This is a genomic window from Pseudomonas laurylsulfatiphila, from assembly GCF_002934665.1.
In the GTDB taxonomy this organism is placed as follows: domain Bacteria; phylum Pseudomonadota; class Gammaproteobacteria; order Pseudomonadales; family Pseudomonadaceae; genus Aquipseudomonas; species Aquipseudomonas laurylsulfatiphila.
Map to the genome: position 1 here is coordinate 876,895 of NZ_NIRS01000003.1, position 23,326 is coordinate 900,220.

The 23,326-nt window shown below is 60.6% G+C and carries 22 protein-coding genes, 1 tRNA gene and 1 pseudogene; 16 read left to right on the plus strand and 8 right to left on the minus strand.

Annotated features, from left to right (window positions below; translation table 11 throughout):
- Positions 1–16: 16 nt before the first annotated feature.
- The 4 genes and pseudogenes from phrB to CD175_RS14480 all read left to right on the plus strand — a co-directional run bounded on the left by phrB (position 17) and on the right by CD175_RS14480 (position 2,744).
- The gene (gene phrB / locus CD175_RS14465) at positions 17–1,459 is read left to right on the plus strand and encodes a deoxyribodipyrimidine photo-lyase (RefSeq protein WP_104449396.1); all 1,443 of its coding nucleotides are present in this window, start codon (positions 17–19) and stop codon (positions 1,457–1,459) included.
- A gap of 5 nt (positions 1,460–1,464) precedes the next feature.
- Positions 1,465–1,560 (plus strand): annotated as a pseudogene (locus CD175_RS14470) (transcriptional regulator); the annotation flags it as partial.
- Positions 1,557–2,339: an SDR family NAD(P)-dependent oxidoreductase gene (locus CD175_RS14475; RefSeq protein ID WP_104449398.1), complete on the plus strand. Its 783-nt coding sequence runs from the start codon at positions 1,557–1,559 to the stop codon at positions 2,337–2,339. The pseudogene CD175_RS14470 and the gene CD175_RS14475, both read left to right, overlap by 4 nt.
- Before the next feature lie 99 nt (positions 2,340–2,438).
- Entirely contained in the window at positions 2,439–2,744 is a 306-nt protein-coding gene (locus tag CD175_RS14480) for a YkgJ family cysteine cluster protein (RefSeq protein ID WP_015096814.1), read from the plus strand.
- A 133-nt stretch (positions 2,745–2,877) separates the two neighbouring features.
- Here CD175_RS14480 and CD175_RS14485 read toward each other — a convergent pair whose 3' ends face one another.
- The 6 genes from CD175_RS14485 to hemA all read right to left on the minus strand — a co-directional run bounded on the left by CD175_RS14485 (position 2,878) and on the right by hemA (position 8,251).
- A complete protein-coding gene (locus CD175_RS14485) occupies positions 2,878–3,396 on the minus strand; it encodes an acyloxyacyl hydrolase (RefSeq protein ID WP_104449399.1) in 519 nt (172 codons plus the stop codon).
- A 122-nt stretch (positions 3,397–3,518) separates the two neighbouring features.
- Complete coding sequence (gene murI, locus CD175_RS14490; RefSeq protein ID WP_104449400.1) at positions 3,519–4,310, minus strand: glutamate racemase; 792 nt, start codon at positions 4,308–4,310, stop codon at positions 3,519–3,521.
- Positions 4,303–5,058 carry a molybdopterin-synthase adenylyltransferase MoeB gene (locus CD175_RS14495; RefSeq protein WP_007973877.1) on the minus strand — a complete coding sequence of 252 codons (756 nt, stop codon included), beginning with the start codon at positions 5,056–5,058 and terminating at the stop codon, positions 4,303–4,305. Before CD175_RS14495 ends, murI begins: the two co-directional genes overlap by 8 nt.
- On the minus strand, positions 5,052–5,882 hold the full coding sequence (gene prmC / locus CD175_RS14500; protein WP_104449401.1) for a peptide chain release factor N(5)-glutamine methyltransferase: 831 nt from the start codon (positions 5,880–5,882) through the stop codon (positions 5,052–5,054). Before prmC ends, CD175_RS14495 begins: the two co-directional genes overlap by 7 nt.
- Complete coding sequence (gene prfA, locus CD175_RS14505; protein ID WP_007973879.1) at positions 5,883–6,965, minus strand: peptide chain release factor 1; 1,083 nt, start codon at positions 6,963–6,965, stop codon at positions 5,883–5,885.
- Positions 6,962–8,251, minus strand: a complete 1,290-nt coding sequence (gene hemA / locus CD175_RS14510) for a glutamyl-tRNA reductase (protein WP_007973881.1) — start codon at positions 8,249–8,251, stop codon at positions 6,962–6,964. Before hemA ends, prfA begins: the two co-directional genes overlap by 4 nt.
- A gap of 336 nt (positions 8,252–8,587) precedes the next feature.
- Between hemA and CD175_RS14515 the strand changes: the two genes are divergently transcribed.
- The 8 genes from CD175_RS14515 to ychF all read left to right on the plus strand — a co-directional run bounded on the left by CD175_RS14515 (position 8,588) and on the right by ychF (position 15,505).
- Positions 8,588–10,312 carry a tetratricopeptide repeat protein gene (locus CD175_RS14515; RefSeq protein ID WP_104449402.1) on the plus strand — a complete coding sequence of 575 codons (1,725 nt, stop codon included), beginning with the start codon at positions 8,588–8,590 and terminating at the stop codon, positions 10,310–10,312.
- Between the two features lie 4 nt (positions 10,313–10,316).
- Positions 10,317–10,934 (plus strand): lipoprotein insertase outer membrane protein LolB, encoded by a 618-nt coding sequence (gene lolB, locus CD175_RS14520; protein WP_104449403.1) that lies wholly within the window; start codon positions 10,317–10,319, stop codon positions 10,932–10,934.
- Position 10,935: 1 nt separating this feature from the next.
- Entirely contained in the window at positions 10,936–11,787 is an 852-nt protein-coding gene (gene ispE / locus CD175_RS14525) for a 4-(cytidine 5'-diphospho)-2-C-methyl-D-erythritol kinase (RefSeq protein ID WP_102673422.1), read from the plus strand.
- A gap of 36 nt (positions 11,788–11,823) precedes the next feature.
- A tRNA-Gln gene (locus tag CD175_RS14530) sits at positions 11,824–11,898 on the plus strand.
- 46 nt (positions 11,899–11,944) lie between these two features.
- On the plus strand, positions 11,945–12,886 hold the full coding sequence (locus tag CD175_RS14535) for a ribose-phosphate pyrophosphokinase (RefSeq protein WP_003171603.1): 942 nt from the start codon (positions 11,945–11,947) through the stop codon (positions 12,884–12,886).
- Between the two features lie 142 nt (positions 12,887–13,028).
- On the plus strand, positions 13,029–13,628 hold the full coding sequence (locus CD175_RS14540) for a 50S ribosomal protein L25/general stress protein Ctc (protein ID WP_007973891.1): 600 nt from the start codon (positions 13,029–13,031) through the stop codon (positions 13,626–13,628).
- 169 nt (positions 13,629–13,797) lie between these two features.
- Positions 13,798–14,382: an aminoacyl-tRNA hydrolase gene (pth, locus tag CD175_RS14545; RefSeq protein WP_007973893.1), complete on the plus strand. Its 585-nt coding sequence runs from the start codon at positions 13,798–13,800 to the stop codon at positions 14,380–14,382.
- 22 nt (positions 14,383–14,404) lie between these two features.
- A complete protein-coding gene (gene ychF, locus CD175_RS14550) occupies positions 14,405–15,505 on the plus strand; it encodes a redox-regulated ATPase YchF (RefSeq protein WP_015096822.1) in 1,101 nt (366 codons plus the stop codon).
- Between the two features lie 185 nt (positions 15,506–15,690).
- Here the strand turns inward: ychF and CD175_RS14555 are convergent, their stop codons facing one another.
- On the minus strand, positions 15,691–16,908 hold the full coding sequence (locus tag CD175_RS14555; protein ID WP_104449404.1) for an MFS transporter: 1,218 nt from the start codon (positions 16,906–16,908) through the stop codon (positions 15,691–15,693).
- Positions 16,909–17,241: 333 nt separating this feature from the next.
- On the opposite strand from CD175_RS14555, the gene CD175_RS14560 reads away from it, so the two are divergent.
- Positions 17,242–19,299, plus strand: a complete 2,058-nt coding sequence (locus CD175_RS14560) for a methyl-accepting chemotaxis protein (RefSeq protein ID WP_104449405.1) — start codon at positions 17,242–17,244, stop codon at positions 19,297–19,299.
- 15 nt (positions 19,300–19,314) lie between these two features.
- On the opposite strand, the gene CD175_RS14565 is transcribed toward CD175_RS14560, so the two are convergent.
- Positions 19,315–20,220 carry a LysR substrate-binding domain-containing protein gene (locus CD175_RS14565; RefSeq protein ID WP_104449406.1) on the minus strand — a complete coding sequence of 302 codons (906 nt, stop codon included), beginning with the start codon at positions 20,218–20,220 and terminating at the stop codon, positions 19,315–19,317.
- A 226-nt stretch (positions 20,221–20,446) separates the two neighbouring features.
- On the opposite strand from CD175_RS14565, the gene CD175_RS14570 reads away from it, so the two are divergent.
- Genes CD175_RS14570 through CD175_RS14580 form a run of 3 tightly spaced genes read left to right on the plus strand, consistent with a single transcriptional unit; the run spans position 20,447 to position 23,307 of the window.
- On the plus strand, positions 20,447–21,565 hold the full coding sequence (locus CD175_RS14570) for an ABC transporter ATP-binding protein (RefSeq protein WP_104449407.1): 1,119 nt from the start codon (positions 20,447–20,449) through the stop codon (positions 21,563–21,565).
- Between the two features lie 15 nt (positions 21,566–21,580).
- Entirely contained in the window at positions 21,581–22,501 is a 921-nt protein-coding gene (locus tag CD175_RS14575; RefSeq protein WP_104449408.1) for an ABC transporter permease, read from the plus strand.
- The gene (locus CD175_RS14580) at positions 22,501–23,307 is read left to right on the plus strand and encodes an ABC transporter permease (protein ID WP_007981818.1); all 807 of its coding nucleotides are present in this window, start codon (positions 22,501–22,503) and stop codon (positions 23,305–23,307) included. The genes CD175_RS14575 and CD175_RS14580 overlap by 1 nt, the downstream gene beginning before the upstream one ends.
- Positions 23,308–23,326: the final 19 nt, after the last annotated feature.

A 23,326-nucleotide genomic window follows, 5' to 3' on the forward strand; every position in this document is an offset into this window, starting at 1 on the left:
TCGCGTGGATCCCCCTATGCAATTGATCTGGCTGCGCAGCGACTTGCGTCTACACGACAACACCGCCCTCTCGGCGGCCGCAGCTCGCGGCCCGTGCGTTGCGGTGTACCTGCTGAGTCCGGAGCAATGGCGGGAACACGACGATGCGCCCTGCAAAGTGGACTTCTGGCTGCGTAACCTGCACCAGCTGAGCCGCGAACTGGGTCATCTGAACATTCCCCTGCTGATCCGTCAGGCTCCCCGCTGGGATGACGCGCCAAACGTATTGCTGAACCTGTGCCGACAGTGGCAGGTCGACGCGCTGCACCTCAACGAAGAGTACGGCATTCACGAGTCCCGTCGCGATGCAGCGGTCGCCCGGACGCTACAAGCTGAAGGCATCGAAGTTCGCCGCTACCTCGATCAATTGCTGTTCAAGCCCGGGAGCGTGCTGACCCGGACCGGCACTTACTTTCAGGTCTTCAGCCAGTTCCGCAAAGTCTGCTACGAACGACTGCACCACTCGCTGCCCAGCCTGATCCGCGCGCCACACAAACAAGCGCCGCTGAACATTGCCAGCGATGCGATCCCCTTGAGCGTCGAGGGTTTCGCAACACCCGGTGATCACCTGCGCAGCCTGTGGCCGGCCGGCGAAACCGAAGCCCGGCGTCGCCTCGACAGCTTTAGCGAAGCGCAGATCGACCACTACCAGAACGAACGCGACTTCCCGGCAAAACCCGGTACCAGTCAGCTCTCGGCTTATCTTGCCGCCGGGGTGATTTCTCCACGCCAATGCCTGCACGCCGCGCTGAACAGCAACCAGGGTGAGTTCGAAAGCGGCAACACAGGCGCCGTCACCTGGATCAACGAACTGCTGTGGCGCGAATTCTACAAACACATCCTGGTGGGCTACCCGCGAGTGTCCCGGCACCGCGCGTTTCGACCGGAAACCGAAGCGCTGGTCTGGCGCGACGCTCCCGCTGAACTGACTGCCTGGCAACAGGCGCGCACCGGTTTGCCGATCATCGACGCCGCCATGCGCCAACTGTTGGCCACCGGCTGGATGCACAACCGCCTGCGCATGGTGGTGGCGATGTTCCTGACCAAGAACCTGCTGATCGACTGGCGCGAAGGCGAACGCTTTTTCATGCGTCACCTGATCGATGGCGACCTGGCGGCGAACAATGGAGGCTGGCAATGGAGCTCTTCCACCGGCACCGACTCGGCGCCTTACTTCCGGATTTTCAACCCGCTGAGCCAATCGGAAAAATTCGATCCCGAAGGTGTGTTCATCAAGCAATGGCTGCCGGAGCTGGCAGAGCTGAATAAAAAAGACGTGCACAACCCCGCCAATCTCGGCGGCCTGTTTGGTGTGGTGGATTACCCTTCACCGATCGTCGACTTGAGCACATCCCGCACGCGTGCGTTGACGGCGTTCAAAAGCCTGCCGTCACGGCAATACGCCGCCGCTGGATCATGAATTGCCGCCACCGGGATTACCTCGATGCCGGGGCTCTGCTTTATAAATGTTTACCCGTATTGGGCCGGGCAATGGCCTGGCTGAAAAGGAGATTGGGATGAGTCGCACACTCGCACGACGATACTGGCTGACCGGTGCCAGCAGTGGCATTGGTGCGGCCCTGGCCGAAGAAATCCTGAAAACCGGTGCGCACCTGGCCGTCAGTTCGCGATCGATAGCGCAGTTGAAAGTCTTGTCACAACGCTATCCGGGGCAAGTGCTGGTGGTGGCCGGTGACCTGACCAACAGCCAGACCGTGCGCGAGATCGGCGAGCAGATTGCCGAGGACTGGGGTTCGCTGGACACCGTGATACTCAATGCCGGCACCAGCGAGTACGTGGATGCCAAGCAGTTCGATGCGTCGATTGTCGAGCACGTGTTGCGTACCAACCTGTTGGCCAGTAGCTATTGCATCGACGCCGCCCTGCCTTTGCTGCGTGCCGGCACCGCACCACATATGGTAGCCATGGCCAGCACGGTCACTTACCTGCCGCTGCCCGAGACAGAAGAGTATGGCACCTCAAAGGCCGGCCTGCGTTACCTGTTCGAATCCCTGCGCATCGACCTGGCCCCTGAAGGCATAGAACTCACAGTGATCAGCCCCGGGTCTGTCGAAACGCCGCTGACGGTGAAAAACGACTTTCCCATGCCCTTGAGCTGGCCGGTGGAGAAAGCCGCGCGACACATCTTCGAAAAGCTCAAGGACCGCCCGATGGAAATCGCTTTCCCGGCTGCGTTCATGGCCGCCCTCTGGCCGCTCTCCAAACGGCCGGACCAAGTGAAACTGGAGATCGGCAAACGCATGGTGCGCAGCCAGCCACCGATCAAGGACCAACCCTGAAAATCGCCATCATCGGCAGCGGTATCCCGGACGTTCCGATACCTGGGCGTCCGTCAGACCTTTCACACAGCACCGGGTGACTGCCTTACACTGCGCGGCATGAAAACCATCCCCCATACGCAAATCGCGGAACCCGCGGTCACGTGCTCGACCTGCGCAGCCTGCTGCTGCCAGCTCGAAGTCATGCTGATCACCGACACGGGTGTGCCTGAACGGTTCATCGATACCGATGACTGGGGCGGGGAAGTCATGCTGCGCTTGGACGACGGCTGGTGTGCCGCACTGGATCGCAACACGATGATGTGCACCATCTACGAAAAACGTCCGCTGATCTGCCGGGAGTTCGAGATGGGCGCACCGGAGTGCATCGACGAACGCCTGGGGATTTCGACGGCGTATCGCTGAGTTTTCAAGTCACCCGAATACAAATGTGGGAGCGAGCCTGCTCGCGAATGCAGTCTGACAATCACTATAAATGGTGAATGTTAAACCGCTTTCGCGAGCAGGCTCGCTCCCACATTTAGTACAGCGTTACGAATTACAACGGCATCGTGTAATGCAATGCGTAACTTTCTACACCATCGTTCGGAGTGGTGATTCCGGCGTTGGAATAGTGCGTCGCACGAACCCCGACTTCATGTCCGCCGGCAAAGCGCAAACCGAATCCAAAGCGGTCTTCAAACTGGAAGGCGCTGCCCAGATCGTTGCTTTCGACTTCGGTGCTGGCAAACGCCGCCACGCCAACCCCGAACTCGACGTAGGGTTTGACGTTCTGGCCGGAAAATTCATAAACCAGCACAGGCGAGAACGACAGGCTGTGGTTACTGGATTTCTCGTCACCTTCCCAATAGGTGTACGCGCCGCTCCAGTAACCGGTCAGGCGACCCACGTCGCTCTGCCACCAACTCTGGTCCCAATCGAATTGCATGCCCAGTCGATACGTCATGGTCGAATCGCTGGTCTGACCAACCGCGAACTCCACACCTGCCGCCTGCGCAGTAAAGGTGTGCCCCATTAATGCGGCCGCAATCGCGGCCAAGCAGAATAGTCGCTTCACTAGAAACTTCCTTTTCCGAACGATTTCGTATGATTTTTTTGTTGCCTGGCTCAGCAAAACTATAGAAGTCAGCGATTTATCAGAAGTTCACCCCGATTTTTCGTACTCCCCCAGAAAGCCTTCTACCGGTTGAAGCTTCGCACAACGCCAGAGGGATTCCACAGTATCGGCAAGATATTTCTGAAATGAAGCGGATCGGCGCTGGTCCAGAACTGCGCCTCACGGGCAGGCCCGGCGGCGAGCAGTTCGCGTTCGGCCAAAAGCCGCTGGAGTTGCCGCGCGACGGCGGCACCGGTATCGATGAGGCTGGTGTCCGCAGGGATCATCTGCCGGAGCATCGGCTTGAGAAAAGGGTAATGGGTGCAGCCGAGAATCAGGGTGTCCGCGCCAGCCGCCAGCAGTGGCTCGACATACCCGGCCAACAGCTGACGCAGCTCGGCGCTATGCAGATCGCCGTTTTCAATCAGCTCCACCAGCCCGGGACAGGGCTGGGTGATCACTTTCACGTCCGTGGCGAAGCGGTCGAGCAACGCGGCGAACTTGGCGCTCTGCAAGGTGCCGGTGGTGGCCAGCACCCCGACCACGCCGGAGCGGGTGGCGGCGGCGGCCGGCTTGACGGCCGGCTCCATGCCGACGATGGGCCATTCGGGATAGTCGCGACGCAAGTCGGCGACGCCGGCCACCGTTGCCGTGTTGCAGGCCAGCACCAGGGCCTTGGCACCCTGCTGCTGAAAGAAGTCGGCCATCACGCTGCAACGCTGCTGGATAAATGCCGGGGTTTTCTCGCCATAGGGAACATTGCCGCAATCGGCGACGTACATCAGCGTCTCGTTGGGCAGCAAGCGCTGGATCTCGGCCAGCACCGAGAGCCCACCGACACCGGAGTCGAACACGCCAATCGGCGCTTCACGCATGTTTCGACCCACAGACGCTACAGCCCGGATCACGCTTGACCCGCAATTCGCGAAAGCGCGTGCCCAAGGCATCGATCAGCAACAGGCGCCCCACCAGTGGCTCACCGAATCCGGCCAGCAACTTCAGCGCTTCAAGCGCTTGCAGGCTGCCGACTAGTCCCACCAGCGGACCGACCACGCCGGCCTCGCTGCAAGTCAGTTCGGCTTCGCTGCCGTGCCCGTACAAACAGTGGTAGCACGGACTCTCTGGCCGACGCGGATCGAACACCGACAGTTGGCCTTCGAGGCGAATCGCCGCACCGCTGACCAGCGGTTTGCCGGCTGCCACGCACGCCGCATTGACCGCTTCACGGGTGGAGAAATTGTCCGAGCAATCGAGGACCAGATCCACCCCGGCCACCACGGCGGCCAGGGAATCTTCGTCCAGCGCCGCGCGATGGGCTATCAAGCGGATCTCGGGATTGATCGCCGTCAGGCGCTTGAGCGCCGAATCGACCTTGGTCATACCGACGCTGTCGGTATCGTGAATGATCTGGCGTTGCAGGTTGGTCAGGTCGACCGTGTCGAAGTCCGCCAGGTGCATTTCGCCAATGCCGGCGGCCGCCAGATACAGCGCCACTGGTGCGCCAAGGCCGCCGAGTCCGACGATCAATACGCGGCTGTCCTTGAGCCGCAACTGGCCGTCGATATCGATGTGTTGCAGCAGAATCTGCCGACTGTAACGCAGCAACTCCTGATCATTCAGCACGGCAGGCGCCCCAGACTGATGCGTTGGTGACCGCCCAGATCGGTGCGGCTGTGGACTTCTTCAAAACCGCGAGTCAGCAGCAGGTCGCGGACCGCCTCGGCCTGATCATAACCGTGTTCGAGCATCAGCCAGCCGCCAGCGTCGAGATGATCCGGCGCCTGGGCGACGATCAGACGCAGATCGTCGAGCCCGTCGACACCGGCCACCAGGGCACTGGCCGGTTCAAAGCGCACATCACCCTCGACCAGATGCGGATCGGCCGCTGCAATGTAGGGCGGATTGCTGATGATCAGCTGAAAACGCTGACCTTCCAGGGCGCTGAACCAATGGCTGCTCAGCACCTTGGCGTTGTTCAGGTGCAGACGCTGGCGATTGCGTTCGGCCAGGGCGACGGCTTCCAGCACGCGATCCACGGCCGTGACGCTCCAGGCCGGACGCTCGCTGGCCAGCGCCAGGGCAATCGCGCCGCTGCCGGTACCGAGGTCGAGCACCTTGGCCGGTGTGGCCGGCAACAATTCCAGCGCAGCCTCCACCAGCAGTTCGGTGTCCGGACGTGGGATCAGCGTGTGCGGTGCCACTTCCAGGTCCAGCTTCCAGAAACCTTGCTGGCCGAGGATGTAGGCCACCGGCTCGCCGCTGCGGCGGCGCTGCAAAAATTCGGCGAACGTCAGCGCCGCTTCGCTCGGCACGATGCGTTCCGGCCAGGTGTGCAGGAAACTGCGGGACTTGCCCAACGCCGCCGCCAGCAGCAATTCGGCATCCAGACGCGCCGTCGGCGAGTCGGGCAGATCGGCGGCACGCAACAAACTGGCGATGATCGTCATTTACTCACCTATCGCCGCCAATTGATCGGCCTGGTACTCGGCCAGCAACGGCTCGATCACCGCCTCGACGCCACCGGCGAGGATCTCGTCGAGGGAATACAAGGTCAGGTTGACCCGGTGGTCGGTGACCCGGCCCTGGGCAAAATTGTAGGTGCGGATGCGCTCGGAGCGATCACCGGACCCCACCAGCAGCTTGCGTTCGCTGGCGATGGCGTTGGCCGCGGCGGAGGTCTGCTGATCGTTCAGCTTGGCCGACAACCAGGACATCGCCCGGGCGCGGTTCTTGTGCTGCGATCGTTCTTCCTGGCACTCGACCACGATGCCGGACGGCAAGTGAGTGATGCGGATCGCCGAGTCGGTCTTGTTGACGTGCTGACCACCGGCGCCGGAGGAGCGATAGGTATCGATGCGCAGGTCGGCCGGGTTGATCTCGATGGCTTCCTGTTCGTCCGGCTCGGGCAATACCGCCACCGTGCAGGCCGACGTATGGATGCGCCCCTGGGACTCGGTCGCCGGAACCCGCTGCACACGGTGTGCGCCGGATTCGAACTTGAGCTTGCCATAGACGTTGTCGCCCTCGACCCGGGCAATCACCTCTTTATAGCCGCCGTGTTCACCCTCGTTTTCCGAGAGGATCTCCACCCGCCAGCCACGACGCTCGGCGTAACGCGAATACATGCGGAACAGGTCGCCGGAGAAAATCGCCGCCTCGTCGCCGCCGGTGCCGGCACGGATTTCGAGGAACACATTGCGCCCGTCGTTCGGGTCCTTGGGCAGCAGCATGCGCTGCAGGTCGGCTTCGAGCGTGACCAGGCGTTCCTTGGCCTCGCGGACTTCTTCCACGGCCATTTCACGCATGTCCGGGTCGCTGTCCTTCAGCAGAGCCTGGGCGCCCTCGAGGTCATCCTGCACTTTCAGCAGTTCTTTATAGGTGCCCACGATCGGTTCAACTTCCGCGTACTCCTTGGAATAGGTACGGAACTTGTTCTGATCGGAAATGACCTCGCCGTCGCCCAGCAGGGCGGTCAATTCCTCGAAACGGTCCTGGAGAATATCCAGCTTATTGAGCAGTGACGCTTTCATTGCGGTTTTTTATCCGAAAAGCTATCCGATGAGCCCTCACCGAGGGCAAAGAGTTCCTGGGCCATCGCCAGCGCATCCAGGCGACCTTCGGCAGAGAGCTTTTTCAACTGCACGCTCGGTGCGTGCAAGAGTTTGTTGGTCAGCCCGCGAGCCAGTTGCACCAGCACCTCTTCGGCGCTGCTGCCATTGGCCAGCATGCGCTGGGCCTTTTGCAATTCTTCGTCGCGCAGGCGTTCGCTCTGTTGACGATAGGCCTTGAGCACATCTACCGCCGCCAATTCACGCAGGCGGACCATGAAGTCTTCGGCGCCGACCGAGACCATCTCTTCGGCGGCCTGGGCAGCGCCCTGGCGGCTCTTGAGGTTCTCGGCGACCACTTCGTGAAGATCGTCGACGCTATAGAGGTAAACGTCGTCCAACTCGCCGACTTCTGGTTCGATGTCGCGGGGAACGGCGATATCCACCATGAAAATGGGTTTGTGCTTGCGCAGTTTCAAGGCACTTTCCACTGCGCCCTTGCCCAGGATCGGCAACTGGCTGGCGGTGGAACTGATGACGATATCGCTGCGCACCAGCTCTGCCGGAATATCCGATAGCAACACCGCATGGGCGCCGAACTGTTCGGCCAGGATGCTCGCGCGCTCCAGAGTACGGTTGGCGACCACGATGCGCTTTACCCCCAGGTCATGCAGGTGGCGGGCGACCAGGGTGATGGTCTCGCCGGCACCGATCAACAAGGCCTGGCTGCGCTGCAGGTCGCTGAAAATCTGCTTGGCCAGGCTCACCGCGGCAAATGCCACCGACACCGGGTTCTCGCCGATGGCCGTGTCGGTGCGCACCTGCTTGGCCGCGTTGAACGTGGCCTGGAACAGCCGACCGAGCAACGGCCCGATGGTGCCCGCCTCGCGAGCCACGGCATAGGCCGACTTCATCTGGCCGAGAATCTGCGGCTCGCCCAACACCAGCGAGTCGAGCCCGGAAGCCACCCGCATCATGTGACGAACTGCCGCATCATCTTCATGCACATAGGCGCTTTCGCGCAGCTCGTCGTAGCTCAAATGATGGTATTCGGCCAGCCAGCGCAGCACGACATCCGCCGACAGGTGATCCTGTTCTATATAGAGTTCACTGCGATTGCAGGTGGAGAGGATCGCAGCTTCGCGGCTGTCGGTGAGTCGGCAGAGCTGCTGCAAGGCCTCAACCAGCTGCTCAGGGGTAAAAGCCACGCGCTCGCGGACGTCTACTGAAGCAGTCTTGTGGTTAATACCGAGTGCAAGGAAGGCCATTCAAAGTCGCTGATGGTGACGTGAAGCCGGCAATTGTCCTACTTCGACGGAATCAGAACAACCACTCGATATCTATCGCACCGGTAGGCACCTGCCCGTACTGCGAGCAGTTCTCGTTTACAGGCGCACACACCGCCCCTTGTGGGAGCTGGCTTGCCAGCGATGGACTGTCAGACGCCACGTCTTTCCGGTAAAAATACGCCATCGTTAACGGCCATCGCTGGCAAGCCAGCTCCTACAGAGGGCGGTGTAAAGCGGAAATTGGCGGGCCGGTTATGTTTGGCCTAAAGCTTGTGTCATGATGATCCGACCGCAGGTTAGTCGTCCTCTTCCTATATGAATAGATCTTCCGCGTTGCTCCTCGCTTTTGTCTTCCTCAGCGGCTGCCAGGCCTTGGCACCCGTTTCGTCGGACGGTACGCCGCCGGTTGAAGACAGCACCCCGGCCCCTGAAAAGCCGAAGGTCTACAGCTCCTTCAGCGAGGAAACCGTCTTCAGCCTGTTGAGTGCCGAACTGGCTGGCCAGCGCAATCGTTTCGACATTGCCCTGGACAACTATGTGACCCAGGCCATCAACACCCAGGATCCGGGCATCTCGGAGCGGGCATTCCGTATCGCCGAATACCTGGGCGCCGACCAGGCGGCCCTGGACACCGCGCTGATCTGGGCGAAAAACGCCCCCGACGACCTCGAAGCGCAACGCGCCGCCGCCGTGCAACTGGCCCGCGCCGGGCGTTATGACGACTCCATGGTCTATATGGAGAAAGTCCTGCAAGGCAAGGGCGACACTCATTTCGACTTCCTCGCGCTGTCGGCAGCCGACACCGACCAGGACACACGCAACGGCCTGATGAAAAGCTTCGACCGCTTGCTGCAGCGCCATCCGAACAACAGCCAGCTGATTTTCGGCAAGGCGCTGCTGATGCAACAGGATGGCGACACCAAAGGCGCACTGAAACTGCTGGAAGACAATCCGCCGGACGACGGCGAAATTGCCCCGATCCTGCTGCGCGCACGCCTGCTGCAAACCCTCGATCGCGGTGACGAGGCCTTGCCGTTGCTGCAGAAAAGCATCAAGAAATACCCGGACGACAAGCGCCTGCGCCTGACTTATGCGCGGATGCTGGTTGAACAGGACCGCATGGACGACGCCAAGGCCGAGTTCTCGAGCCTGGTTCAGCAATACCCGGAAGACGACGAACTGCGATACTCCCTGGCACTGGTCTGCCTGGAAGCCAAGGCCTGGAACGAGGCCAAGGGTTATCTTGAAGACCTGATCGCCCGGGACAGCCACGTCGACTCGGCGCACCTGAACCTCGGCCGCATCGCCGAAGAACAAAACGACCCGCAAGGCGCATTGATCGAGTACGCCAAGGTTGGCCCGGGCAACGATTTCCTGCCGGCGCAATTGCGTCAGGCCGACATCCTGATAGACAACGGCAGGACCGCCGAAGCGCAAAGAAAGCTGGCGGCAGAGCGCGACGAGCAGCCGGATTACGCGATCCAGCTGTACCTCATCGAAGCCGAAACCCTGTCCGCCAACAATCAGGGCGACAAGGCCTGGAGCGTTCTGCATCAAGCCTTGCAGCAATACCCGGACGATTTGAACCTGCTCTACACCCGTGCCATGCAGGCGGAAAAACGCAATGACCTGGCGCAGATGGAAAAAGACCTGCGCACGATCATCAAGCGCGACCCGGACAATGCCATGGCGTTGAACGCCCTCGGCTACACCTTGTCCGACCGCACCACACGCTACGCCGAAGCCAAGGCCCTGATCGAACAGGCGCACCAGATCAGTCCGGAAGACCCGGCGGTACTCGACAGCCTTGGCTGGGTGAATTACCGCCTGGGCAATCTAGACGAAGCCGAGCGCCTGCTGCGCCAGGCCCTGGAACGCTTCCCCGACCAGGAAGTCGCCGCGCACCTGGGCGAAGTCCTGTGGGCCAACGGCAAACAGCGCGAAGCCAGACAAGTCTGGGGCAAATTCCTCAAGGAACAGCCTGACAGCCCGACCCTGCGTGGCACCATCAAACGCCTGACCGGATCAGAGACTCTTTAAGATTATGTTTTTGCGCCATTTCATCGTTTTCAGTTTTATCGCCCTGCTCGCCGGTTGCGCAGGCCTTGGTCCCCGCGAATCGGTCGAGGGTCATGGCAACGCCGCCCAATGGCGCGAGCACAAACAGCAACTGACCGGCCTCGACGGCTGGCAGATTGACGGCAAGATCGGCATCCGTGCGCCGAAAGACTCGGGCAGCGGCACGCTGTTCTGGCTACAGCGCCAGGATTACTACGACATTCGCCTGTCGGGACCACTGGGCCGTGGTGCGGCTCGCCTGACCGGACGTCCGGGCAAGGTGTCGCTGGAAGTCGCCAACCAGGGACGCTACGACGCGCCGAATCCGGAGGTGCTGCTTGAAGAACAGCTGGGCTGGAAACTGCCGGTGTCCAATCTGGCCTGGTGGGTGCGCGGACTCCCGTCTCCGGACAGCAAAAGTCGCCTGACCCTGGATGCCGACAGTCGCCTGGCCAACCTCGAGCAGGATGGCTGGCAGGTCGAGTACACCGACTACACCCAGCAAAACGGTTACTGGCTGCCCGAGCGCATCAAGCTGCATGGCACCGACCTTGACGTCACACTGGTGATCAAGGCCTGGCAACCACGCAAACTGGGGTCATGACATGCCAGCCAATCGCCTGACTTTGCCGTCCCCGGCCAAACTCAATTTGATGCTGCACATCCTGGGTCGCCGCGAAGACGGCTACCACGAACTGCAAACGATGTTTCAGTTTCTCGATTACGGCGATGAAATCACCTACGCCCTGCGCGATGACGGTGTCATTCAACTGCACACCGAATTCGCCGGCGTGCCCCACGACAGCAACCTGATCGTCAAGGCCGCGAAAAAACTTCAGGAGCAATCCGGTTGTTCGCTGGGCGTCGATATCTGGATTGAAAAGATCCTGCCCATGGGCGGCGGCATTGGCGGCGGCAGTTCGAATGCCGCCACGACGTTGCTCGGCCTCAATCACCTGTGGCAATTGGGCTGGGATGAAGATCGCCTGGCTGGCCTGGGATTGACGCTGGGCGCCGACGTCCCGGTTTTCGTTCGTGGTCATGCGGCTTTCGCCGAGGGCGTGGGGGAGAAACTGACCCCTGTCGACCCGGAAGAACCGTGGTATCTGGTGCTGGTACCGCAAGTCTCTGTAAGTACGGCAGAAATTTTTTCAGATCCGTTGTTGACACGTAACACTCCTCCCATTAAAGTGCGCCCCGTTCCCAAGGGAAACAGTCGAAATGACTGCTTGCCGGTGGTAACAAGGCGTTATCCAGAGGTACGTAACGCTTTGAATTTGCTAGGTAAATTTACCGAAGCAAAACTCACCGGAACTGGAAGTTGTGTGTTTGGGGGCTTCCCAAGCAAAGCTGAAGCTGATAAAGTCTCGGCCCTTCTGACAGAGACCCTTACAGGTTTTGTAGCAAAAGGAAGCAACGTTTCGATGTTGCATCGCAAGCTTCAAAGTCTGCTCTAAAGGAACCGATTACTGGGTAATCGTTGCAACAGATACAGGGGCGTCGCCAAGCGGTAAGGCAGCAGGTTTTGATCCTGCCATGCGTTGGTTCGAATCCAGCCGCCCCTGCCATTTTCCTATACTCATCCAGGTTACCCTCAGCCTTCAGGTACTGCGCGTGTCCAAGATGATGGTCTTTACGGGGAACGCTAACCCCGATCTGGCTCGGCGTGTCGTACGTCAGCTGCATATCCCTCTCGGTGACATCTCTGTCGGTAAATTCTCCGACGGCGAAATTACAGCCGAGATCAATGAAAACGTCCGCGGTAAAGACGTCTTCATTATTCAGCCGACTTGCGCTCCGACCAACGATAACCTGATGGAACTGGTAGTGATGGCTGATGCCTTCCGCCGCTCCTCGGCTACTCGTATCACTGCTGTTATTCCTTACTTTGGTTATGCCCGTCAGGATCGCCGTCCGCGTTCCGCACGTGTGGCTATCAGCGCGAAAGTCGTGGCTGACATGCTTACCGTAGTCGGCATCGACCGTGTTCTCACGGTTGATCTGCATGCTGACCAAATCCAGGGTTTCTTCGATATTCCGGTAGATAACATCTACGGCTCCCCGGTTCTGGTGGATGACATCGAAGATCAGCGCTTCGAAAACCTGATGATCGTGTCCCCGGACATTGGTGGCGTCGTGCGTGCACGTGCCGTTGCCAAATCCCTGGGCGTGGATCTCGGGATCATCGACAAACGCCGTGAGAAAGCCAATCACTCTGAAGTGATGCATATCATCGGTGATGTCGAAGGGCGTACCTGTATTCTGGTCGATGACATGGTCGATACCGCCGGCACCCTGTGCCACGCGGCCAAGGCCCTGAAAGAGCATGGCGCTGCCAAGGTTTTCGCCTACTGCACGCACCCTGTGCTGTCGGGTCGGGCGATCGAAAACATTGAAAATTCCGTGCTGGACGAGCTGGTGGTGACCAACACCATTCCGCTATCCGCTGCAGCACAAGCCTGTGCGCGTATCCGCCAACTGGATATCGCACCGGTAGTTGCCGAGGCGGTCCGCCGCATCAGCAATGAAGAATCGATCAGCGCGATGTTCCGCTAAGGGCCCTGCCCTTCTCGAAATGTCTCGTTGACGAAAAGCGCCCCGCCCCGGCATTCCTGTCGGGGCGGGGCTTTTTTGCCCATATCGCCTTTAGCGCTGGTCGCAAACGCTGGGGCGAGTGTGGTTATTTTGGAGATACAACATGAACGATTTTACTCTGAATGCTGAAGTGCGTTCCGACCTGGGGAAAGGTGCGAGCCGCCGCCTGCGTCGTCTCGCAAGCCTGGTTCCAGCTGTAGTTTACGGTGGCGACAAAGCCCCTGAATCCATCAGCATGCTGGCCAAAGAAGTTGCCAAACTGCTCGAAAACGAAGCGGCTTACAGCCACATCATCGAGCTGAACGTTGGTGGCACCAAGCAGAACGTCGTGATCAAAGCCCTGCAGCGTCACCCGGCCAAAGGCCACGTGATGCACGCTGACTTCGTACGCGTAGTCGCTGGTCAGAAACTGACCGCGATCGTTCCAGTGCACTTCATCAACGAAGAAGCACCGACCAAGAAAGGCGGCGAAATCTCGCACGTTGTTGCCGAGATCGAAGTTTCCTGCCTGCCGAAAGATCTGCCTGAGTTCATCGAAGTCGACCTGGCTAACGCTGAAATCGGTTCGATCATTCACCTGTCGGACCTCAAGGCGCCTAAAGGCGTTGAGTTCGTGGCCCTGGCACACGGCGATGACAAGGCTGTTGCCAATGTCCACGCTCCACGTGTTGCTCCAGAAGCTGCAGAAGGCGCTGCAGAGTAATTTTACTCTGTACGCCGGAGTGACCGGAAACATCGCGGACTAGAGCATAGCGAGAAAGCGGGCGAGAACGCGGAGTTTACATCATGGTAAATGAGCAATTTTCGTCCACTTTCGCCGCTTTCCCTGATTGCGGCGATGTTATCCACCACTCCAATGAAGGGCCCCTATCGTGACTGCCATCAAACTGATCGTTGGCCTGGGAAATCCAGGCGCTGAATACGAACAGACCCGGCATAACGCAGGGGCCCTTTTTGTTGAGCGCATCGCGAACGCACAAGGCGTGAACCTTGTGGCGGACCGCAAATATTTCGGCCTGACCGGGCGCTATTCGCACCAGGGTCAGGATGTTCGTCTGTTGATTCCCACCACGTACATGAACCGCAGCGGCCAAGCCGTGGCGGCACTCGCCGGTTTCTTCCGCATCAAGCCCGAAGAAATCCTCGTGGCGCACGACGAACTCGACCTGCCTCCGGGCGTTGCCAAGCTCAAAGTAGGCGGCGGCCACGGCGGTCACAACGGGTTGCGCGACATCATTGCGCAACTGGGCAATCAGAATACCTTTCACCGCTTGCGGCTTGGCATTGGCCACCCGGGCGTTGCCAGTATGGTTTCAAATTTCGTCCTGGGTCGTGCGCCACGCGCCGAACAGGAAAAACTCGATGCCAGCATCGACTTTGCCCTCGGCGTGCTGCCGGATATCCTCGCCGGGGAATGGAACCGCGCGATGAAAAACCTGCACAGCCAGAAGGCCTGACTCACTCCTCGGGGAAAACACCATGGGATTCAATTGCGGCATCGTCGGTCTGCCTAACGTCGGCAAGTCCACCCTGTTCAACGCCCTGACCAAATCCGGGATCGCGGCCGAGAACTTCCCCTTCTGCACCATCGAACCGAACAGCGGTATCGTGCCGATGCCGGATCCGCGTCTGGAAGCCCTGGCGGCCATCGTCAATCCAAAGCGCATCCTGCCGACCACCATGGAATTCGTCGACATCGCGGGCCTGGTTGCCGGCGCGTCGAAAGGTGAAGGCCTGGGCAACAAGTTTTTGGCCAACATCCGTGAAACCGATGCCATCGCCCACGTGGTCCGCTGCTTCGAAGACGAGAACGTGATTCACGTCTCCAACAGCGTCGATCCGAAACGCGACATCGAAATCATCGACCTGGAACTGATCTTCGCCGACCTCGACAGCTGCGAAAAGCAACTGCAGAAAGTCGCGCGCAACGCCAAGGGCGGTGACAAGGACGCAGTGGTTCAGAAAGGCCTGCTGGAGCAACTGATTGCTCACTTCACCCTCGGCAAGCCTGCACGCAGCTTGATGAAGACCATGAGCACCGACGAAAAAGCGGTGATCAAGGGCTTTCATCTGCTGACCACCAAGCCGGTCATGTACATCGCCAACGTCGCTGAAGACGGTTTCGAAAACAACCCGCACCTGGACGTGGTCAAGGCCATCGCCGAAGAAGAAGGCGCCATGGTTGTGCCGGTGTGCAACAAGATCGAAGCGGAAATCGCCGAACTCGACGACGGCGAAGAAAAAGACATGTTCCTCGAAGCCCTGGGCCTCGAAGAGCCTGGCCTGAACCGCGTGATCCGCGCCGGCTACGAAATGCTGCACCTGCAGACCTACTTCACTGCCGGTGTCGAAGAAGTCCGCGCCTGGACCGTACGCGTCGGTGCCACCGCACCACAAGCTGCTGGCGTGATCCACACCGACTTCGAGAAAGGCTTCATCCGCGCCGAAGTGATCGCCTACAACGACTTCATCCAGTACAAGGGCGAAGCCGGGACCAAGGAAGCCGGTAAATGGCGTCTGGAAGGCAAGGATTACATCGTCAAGGACGGCGACGTGATGCACTTCCGCTTCAACGTGTAAGCCACACGCCCAAGAAAAAGCCGCGTTTGATACGCGGCTTTTTTGTGCCCGACACAATCATCCGCCACACCACCGCCCCATTGTGGGAGCGAGCCTGCTCGCGAAGGCGGTGTATCAGCCACATGCATGTCGACTGACACTCCCTCTTCGCGAGCAGGCTCGCTCCCACAGGGATTGGTGTTGGGTCAGGCCTTTTTGGTCCGAGGCAGGAAGATCGCCAACACCCCGAACAACGGCAGGAACGAACACAGGTAGTACACGTATTCGATGCCGTGAATATCCGCCAGATGGCCGAGCAACGCCGCGCCAATCCCGCCGAAACCGAACATCAATCCGAAGAACACCCCGGCGATCATCCCGACATTGCCCGGCACGAGTTCCTGGGCGTACACCACGATGGCCGAGAACGCCGAGGCGAGGATGAAGCCGATGACGACGCTCAGGATACTGGTCCAGAACAGGTCGACATGGGGCAGCAACAAGGTGAACGGTGCAACGCCGAGGATCGAGAACCAGATCACGGCCTTACGCCCGATCCTGTCGCCAATCGGCCCGCCAAAGAATGTCCCCGCCGCTACCGCACCGAGGAACAGGAACAGGTGCAACTGCGAACTGGCGACCGACAGGTCGAATTTCTCGATCAGGTAAAAGGTGAAGTAGCTGGTGAGGCTGGCCATGTAGAAATACTTGGAGAACACCAGCAACCCGAGCACCACCAGCGCGCTGGTCACTCGGCCCTTGGACAAGCCGTGAGTCGCTGCCTGACCTTGCTTGAGCTTGAACAGGTTCAAGTGGTTGGCGTACCAGCGGCTGATCCGGTACAGCACGAACAACGCAAACACTGCGAACAGGCCGAACCAGGCCACATGCCCTTGACCGTAGGGAATGATGATTGCCGCCGCCAGCAAGGGGCCGAACGCCGAGCCTGCGTTACCGCCGACCTGGAAGGTCGATTGCGCCAGCCCGAAGCGCCCGCCCGAAGCCAGCCGCGCCACGCGGGACGCTTCGGGGTGGAAGGTCGAAGAACCGATGCCGATCAAGCCCGCCGCCAGCAAAATCAGCGGGAAGCTGCCGACCACCGACATCATCAGAATGCCGACCAGGGTGCAGACCGTACCTGCCGGCAGCAGCCACGGTTTGGGGTGGCGATCGGTGTAGTAACCCACCCACGGCTGCAACAGCGAGGCCGTCAACTGGAACGTCAGGGTGATCAGGCCGACCTGGGTGAAGGTCAGGCCATAGCTGGTCTTGAGCATCGGGTAGATCGACGGCAGCACCGACTGGATCAGGTCGTTGATCAAATGCGCCAGCGCCACCGCACCGATGATGCGCATCACCAGGGGACTGCTTTGGGGCGTAGCGGACGCCGGCACTGAGCCGGTCTGGGCGTTGCTGATAGCCATGGGAATTTCCAGACAACAGGAGGTACAAACGGGTAGGTGCGCCAATGTGCCATTTTTCAGTGCGGCAACGCCATCCCCTTAGCCTGCTAACGACCTCGATTTTCATCGCCACAACGTTGATGGCGCAACGCCATGGTCTGAATCTTGCCTTCTTTGTCGGCTTGAACGCGGCTTCCTTACAAAGGAGACCGACAATGGGAAGTTTCACCACAGAGTCAGCCTACAGAGCGGACAAGGGTGAACTTTCGAGGCCTTTTTAGAGGGCACGAGTCGGCGGTGCAACAACCTCCGACGCACGCCAATGGTGCGTGGTGTCCAGAGGAGTCTTGGGGCATGCAGGCTTTTTTATCACCGGGGATCGGGTTGCTGGGGCGTTTTGGCTTTGCGCGCAAATTCCAGCTGTTGTTTCTGCTGTTTATCCTGCCGCTGGCCGGCAGCCTGTGGATGATCGGCCAGGACTATCGCGACAAACTCAGCCTGATCTCCGGCGAACGTGCCGGGGTGCGGCAATTGCTGGCCCTTGATGCACTGGATGACCTGCTCGCCGCTCAGCGTGATCGCGCCGCCCGCTGGCGCGCCACGGAAACCAATCGCCAGCCGACACCGGCCACCCTCGCTGCGATGGCCGCCTTCGATGCGGTCCAACCCGCCGTCAGCCAGGCCACTGCCGAACTGGGCAATGCCCTGCAAAAAGAAGCGGCCGAGAGCGAAACATTGAGCCGTTATCAGGCCCTGCAAACCGCCCTTGATGGCCTCGACTCAAAAAGCCTGAGCAGCGTCGGCTGGTGGCCGGATGGCTACGATCGCTTCACCAACGCCCTGAGCGCCCTGCAGGCCTTGCGCGAGCAGATCGCCATGGACAATCGCCTGACTCTGGCACCGTGGCTGGAGACTTATCTGTTGACGCAGATCTCCACCCAACACGCACCCGACCTGATCGAACGGATCGGTCGCCTGGCGGCGGTGGGCCAGGCGTCGGTCGTGTCCGGGCAGTTCACCCTGCAAAGCCGCCTGCAACTGCGCGACCTGCGCAGCCGCATCGGCGATGCACGAGAGCAGCTTGTTAAAACGGCGGGTCTGCTCGAAGCGCGCTTGCCCAGCGCCCTGCAAACTTGGGCCGGGCAATACCATGACAGCCTCAAGCGCCTCGATGCGGGCCTGAAGGTGCTGGATGACGGCGTGTTCGGCGGCAGCATCAACCTCAAGCCAGAGGACTTCGAACGCAGTCTAGACGCCCTGCTCTCTGACCTCGCCTCGTTGCGCCAGCAGTCGCTGGTGTCGCTGGATCAACGCCTGAATTACTACCACGGCTCGGCGATCCGCCAGTTCATTGTGGTGGCCGCCGTGTTCGGCTGCCTGCTGTTGGCTGCGCTGTATTTGTTCATCTGCTTGCAGGCTTCGATCCGCCGCAGCGCCAGCGGCATCACGGTGCTGGCCGAGGCCCTGCGCGATGGCAATCTGAGCCTGCAAGTACCGGTTCAGGGACGAGACGAACTGGCGGTCATCAGCACCGCGCTGAACGTCGCCGTGGTGCAACTGCGCACCAGCCTGCAAGGTGTGGATCACGAAACCCTGCAACTGAGCCACGCAGTGCAAACCCTCAACCACCACTCCAGTGATGCCTTGGGCGAAGTCGAAGCCCAGCAGTTGCAGATCAGCCAGATTGCCGCCGCGGCGACGCAACTGGCCGCCACCTCACAAGGGGTCGCCCACAGTTGCGAACAGGCGTCCGGCAGCGCCCAGCACACCCGGCGCATTGCCGCCGACAGCAGCCGCGACAGCCAGCGCACCACCGCGAGCATCCAGCAGCTCAATCAACGCCTGAACGAAACCGCGGCGGCACTGGGCCGGGTCAGCGAGCAAGGACAGCAGATTCAACTGGTGGTCGACACCATTCGCGGCGTCGCCGAGCAGACCAACCTGCTGGCACTCAACGCCGCCATCGAGGCGGCGCGGGCGGGCGAACAAGGGCGTGGCTTTGCGGTAGTGGCCGATGAGGTACGCAGCCTGTCGCAGCGCACTCAATCGTCGACCGCACAGATTGCCGGCACGGTCGACAGCCTGCGTCACACCGTGAATGAGGCCGTCAACCTGATGGAGGCCGCGTGCACTCAGGCAGAGAGTGATGCACAAGCGGTCACCGGCCTTGGCGAACGGCTCGGGGAAATCGCCAGTGCGGTGCAGAGTGTCACCGATACCCTGGCGCACATCGCCACGGCGGTGGAAGAGCAGGCCAGTACCGCCGACGAGGTCAGCGGTAATATCCAGCAGGTCGATCAGGCAGCGCTGCGTTTGCTCGAAGGTGCCCGCGCGGTGAACCAGGCAGCGGACACCCTGAGTCAGGGCAGCAAAGCGTTAAGCGACAACACCGGGCGCTTCCGCTTGAGTTGAATCCGGCAGCCCTGCTCAGGCGCGAATCACCGCTTCCGGAAAGTCCTGCTCCAGCTCGGTCTTGAGCCAGTCGATAAACCACACCACGTCCGCCGAGAGCTCGGCGGACGGCGTGAGTACCCGATAGCTTTCCAGCTTCACTTGCGCGTCCACCACCCTCACCAGCTTGCCGGTATTGAGTTCCTCGCGCACCAGCACTTCGTTGGCCAACGCAATGCCCTGTCCGCTCTCGGCCACCGACAGCGCGTGGTCGTTGTTGACGTAGAGCATGTCCGAATTGAGGTGGATGTCGAGGTCGTTGGCGGCGAACCACAGGTTCCACCACTCGCCGTCATCGACGTGGATCAGGTTGTGTTTCACCAGGTCCGCGGGGCTGCCGATGGGCTCGACGCTGGCCAGATATTCGGGGGAACAGATCGGAAACACCCGAGGACAAATCAGGCTGGTGCGGGAGTGGGCATATTGGCCGTCCACCCCGTAGACGATGCCCAGGTCAGCGCTTTTGCCATCCACTTCGGTGAAGGTCGAATTGGGTTCGATGGCGAACTTCAAACCCGGGCGCAGGTGACGCATGGCCTCGATGCGCGGCATCAGCCAGCGCTTGGCGAACCCCGGCACCACCATGATACGCAGCCAGCGCTCGGCGTGTTTGGGCTGCGCCTCCTTGCCGGCTTCGATGATCAGCTGCAGGGCGGCGGCGATCTTGCGGTGATACTTCTGCCCCGCCGCCGTCAGGTTGACCCCGCGAGAGGTACGCTCGAACAGTTGGATGCCCAGCCAGTCTTCCAGCAACTTCACATGGCGGCCGATGGCCGGCTGGGTCACGTGCAGGGCTTTCGAGGCTTCGACATAGCTTCCCAGGCGGGCCGCGGCATCAAAGGCACGCACCGCGTTGAGCGGCGGCAAACGGTGGTCAGGCATGGTTTCCGGGCGCCTTTTGCTGTTAAATTTTTTAACAGCCCCTATGTTAAAATTGAAGTTTCGCCCCCGCAACCCCTCGCTGATAATCCAGCTACAGCAAAACAAAAAAACAGCTGGTTACAACACTCGAACGCAATCTCGATCCTGCCCAGAAAAATAATATCCATGGTCCGACGGCCCGGCTGTTTGCAGCACTCGCGGACGATGGGGGAATCGGAGGTAACGCATGAATGCCCTGCATTCGCTGCAAACGCTGGCGGTGTCCATCCGCTCAGTGCGTAAAGTCTACGGCGATCCAAAGACTGGCCCGGTGGCGCTGAAAAGCATCGACCTGGACATTCGCGACAACGAGTTCTTCACCCTTCTCGGCCCTTCGGGCTGCGGCAAAACCACGCTCCTGCGGATGATCGCCGGGTTCGAATTCCCTACTGAAGGCGAGATTCTGCTCTACGGCGAAAACATCGCCGACCGCCCGCCGTTCCAGCGCCCGGTCAACACGGTGTTCCAGCATTACGCGCTGTTCCCACACATGACCATCGCCGAGAACCTGGCCTTCGGTCTTGAATCCCACCCGATGGGCAAGATCCTGAACAAAACGCAGATGGCCGAACGGGTGCGCGAAATGCTCGCCCTGGTGCAGATGGAGCGCTTTGCCAACCGCAAGCCGGCGCAACTGTCCGGCGGTCAGCAGCAGCGCGTCGCCCTCGCTCGCGCCTTGGCGCCGCATCCCAAAGTCTTGCTGCTCGACGAACCGCTCTCGGCCCTCGACCTCAAGCTGCGCCAGGCCATGCGCGAAGAGCTGAAAACCATTCAGGCGCGCACCGGCATCACCTTCATCTTTGTCACCCACGACCAGGAGGAAGCGCTGACCATGTCCGACCGCATCGCCGTGTTGTCCGAAGGCGAAGTGCAGCAAGTCGGTCGTCCGGAAGACATCTACGAACGCCCACGCAATCGCTTTGTCGCCGACTTCATCGGTGAAACCAACTTCATCGAAGGCACGGTCACCCGCGTCGAAGACGGCCTGGCCTGGTTCGCCGGCCCGGCCGGTCATCCGCTGCCCGCGCAGCCCTGCAGCGATGTGCGAGTTGGCGCCAACGTCGCATTGTCCGTGCGCCCCGAGCGTTTGCATCTGGTGCCTGCCACCACTGACAACGCTCTGCCGTGTCGGATCGAAGCGCAGATCTACCTCGGTACCGACCTGCAATATCAAGTGAGCCTGAGCGACGGTTCGCGCCTCACCGTGCGCACCCCCAACTGCGTCGACCAGAGCAAACGCTTCGCCGTCGGCAGCCAGGCCGGTCTGTTGTTCGACCAGGGCAGCGCCAGCGTCCTGCACGATTGAGCACGAGGAATTGCCATGCACGCATTACCGATTGCCAACTCGCTGGAACGTCGGCGGGCCTTCCAGAGTTTTCTCGGTGTCAGCCCCGCGCTGATTGCCATCGGCCTGTTTCTGATCGTGCCGATCCTGATCGTCATCGGTTACTCGCTGATGGAAGCCAACCCCTATGGCGGGGTGAACAAGGTCTTCAGCAGCGACGCCTACACCTCGCTGTTGTTCGAGCGGCAACTGGATGACAGCCTGGCGTTTGCCGACTCCTATCTGATCATCGCCCTGCGTTCCATCGGCATCGCCGGGCTGACCACGCTCATCACCCTGTTGATCGGCTTTCCGGTCGCCGTGTGGCTGGCCATGCAGCCGGCGCATCGCCGTGGCCTGCTGATCTTCCTGATCACCGTACCGTTCTGGGCCAACCTGTTGATCCGCACCTACGCCTGGATTCTGCTGCTGCGTAACACCGGTGTTATCAACAACAGCCTGATGGGCCTCGGGGTCATCGACCAGCCGTTGCAACTGCTCTACACCGACGGCGCGGTGCTGCTGGGGCTGGTCTACACCTATGCGCCCTTCGTCGTGCTGCCGATCTACGCCACGCTGGAGAAGATGGATACCCGCCTGCTCGAGGCCGCTCAGGACCTCTATGCAGGACGCGTCCGGACCTTGCGAAAAGTGGTGTTGCCGATCGCCAAACCGGGAATCATCGCCGGCGCCATCCTCACCTTCGTGCCTTGCCTGGGCGCGATGATCGCCCCGGAACTGCTCGGCGGCGGCACGCGGATGATGCTCGGCAACCTGATTTTCCGGCAATTTAGCGATGCACGTAACTGGCCGTTCGGCGCGGCGCTTTCGCTGGTGCTGATGGCCGCGGTGATGTTGGTACTGACGGTTTATGCCTTGCGTGCCGAACGCCAGCGCATCGCCAAAGGAGGTGCGTGATGATCGGCCTGTTCAAACGCAATACGCTGGGCGTGCAGGACTTTCCCGGCTTCGGCGGATTCAGTTTCCTGTTCTACCTGTACCTCTACGCGCCGATCGTGGTGCTGGTGGTGTTCTCGTTCAACGCCAACCAGTCGGCCACGGTGTGGACCGGCTTCAGCCTCGACTGGTATCGCGCGGCCTTCGCCAACCAGGCCCTGCGCCAGGCGGCCGGCAACAGCCTGTTGATCGCCGTCTGCGCCAGCATGGTCGCCACGGCCATCGCCACCCTCGCCGCCCTGGGCACTTCGCGGGGTGCGAAATTCAAAGGGCTGCAATTGTCCATGGGCGCAATCATGCTGCCTCTGGTACTGCCGGAAATCGTGGTCGGCGTCGCCACCCTGGCGCTGTTCTCCACCATCGGCCTGTCCCTGGGCTACGGCAACCTGATCATCGCGCACACGGTGTTCTGTATTCCGTTTGCCTTTCTGCCGATCCGCGCCCGCCTGAACGACATGGACCTGTCCCTGGAACAGGCCTCGGCCGACCTCTACGCCGGCCCGTGGCGGACCTTTCGCAAGGTCACGTTGCCGCTGCTGATGCCGGGGATTTTCTCCGGGCTGATGCTGGCCTTCATCGTCTCGCTGGATAACTTCGTGATCTCGATGATGGTCTCCCAGGCCGGCACCACGACCTTGCCGATCTTCATCTTCGGCCTGTTGCGCATGGGCGTGACACCCGACGTCAATGCCGTGTCGACCCTGATCCTGGGCGTCTCGGTGCTGTTCGTGACCCTTTCCTATCTGCTGGGCAAAAAGAAATCCTGAACCTTCTACGTACTGTGGG

Excerpts from the sequence above, each read along its gene's own strand:
- ychF (WP_015096822.1), top strand. The coding sequence starts at position 14,405 with ATGGGATTCAATTGCGGCATCGTCGGTCTGCCTAACGTCGGCAAGTCC.
- CD175_RS14565 (WP_104449406.1), bottom strand. The coding sequence starts at position 20,220 with ATGCCTGACCACCGTTTGCCGCCGCTCAACGCGGTGCGTGCCTTTGAT.
- CD175_RS14570 (WP_104449407.1), top strand. The coding sequence starts at position 20,447 with ATGAATGCCCTGCATTCGCTGCAAACGCTGGCGGTGTCCATCCGCTCA.
- CD175_RS14515 (WP_104449402.1), top strand. The coding sequence starts at position 8,588 with ATGAATAGATCTTCCGCGTTGCTCCTCGCTTTTGTCTTCCTCAGCGGC.
- CD175_RS14540 (WP_007973891.1), top strand. The coding sequence starts at position 13,029 with ATGAACGATTTTACTCTGAATGCTGAAGTGCGTTCCGACCTGGGGAAA.
- CD175_RS14560 (WP_104449405.1), top strand. The coding sequence starts at position 17,242 with ATGCAGGCTTTTTTATCACCGGGGATCGGGTTGCTGGGGCGTTTTGGC.
- murI (WP_104449400.1), bottom strand. The coding sequence starts at position 4,310 with ATGCGTGAAGCGCCGATTGGCGTGTTCGACTCCGGTGTCGGTGGGCTC.
- CD175_RS14575 (WP_104449408.1), top strand. The coding sequence starts at position 21,581 with ATGCACGCATTACCGATTGCCAACTCGCTGGAACGTCGGCGGGCCTTC.
- CD175_RS14475 (WP_104449398.1), top strand. The coding sequence starts at position 1,557 with ATGAGTCGCACACTCGCACGACGATACTGGCTGACCGGTGCCAGCAGT.
- prfA (WP_007973879.1), bottom strand. The coding sequence starts at position 6,965 with ATGAAAGCGTCACTGCTCAATAAGCTGGATATTCTCCAGGACCGTTTC.
- ispE (WP_102673422.1), top strand. The coding sequence starts at position 10,936 with ATGCCAGCCAATCGCCTGACTTTGCCGTCCCCGGCCAAACTCAATTTG.
- CD175_RS14580 (WP_007981818.1), top strand. The coding sequence starts at position 22,501 with ATGATCGGCCTGTTCAAACGCAATACGCTGGGCGTGCAGGACTTTCCC.
- CD175_RS14480 (WP_015096814.1), top strand. The coding sequence starts at position 2,439 with ATGAAAACCATCCCCCATACGCAAATCGCGGAACCCGCGGTCACGTGC.
- hemA (WP_007973881.1), bottom strand. The coding sequence starts at position 8,251 with ATGGCCTTCCTTGCACTCGGTATTAACCACAAGACTGCTTCAGTAGAC.
- prmC (WP_104449401.1), bottom strand. The coding sequence starts at position 5,882 with ATGACGATCATCGCCAGTTTGTTGCGTGCCGCCGATCTGCCCGACTCG.
- phrB (WP_104449396.1), top strand. The coding sequence starts at position 17 with ATGCAATTGATCTGGCTGCGCAGCGACTTGCGTCTACACGACAACACC.
- lolB (WP_104449403.1), top strand. The coding sequence starts at position 10,317 with ATGTTTTTGCGCCATTTCATCGTTTTCAGTTTTATCGCCCTGCTCGCC.
- CD175_RS14555 (WP_104449404.1), bottom strand. The coding sequence starts at position 16,908 with ATGGCTATCAGCAACGCCCAGACCGGCTCAGTGCCGGCGTCCGCTACG.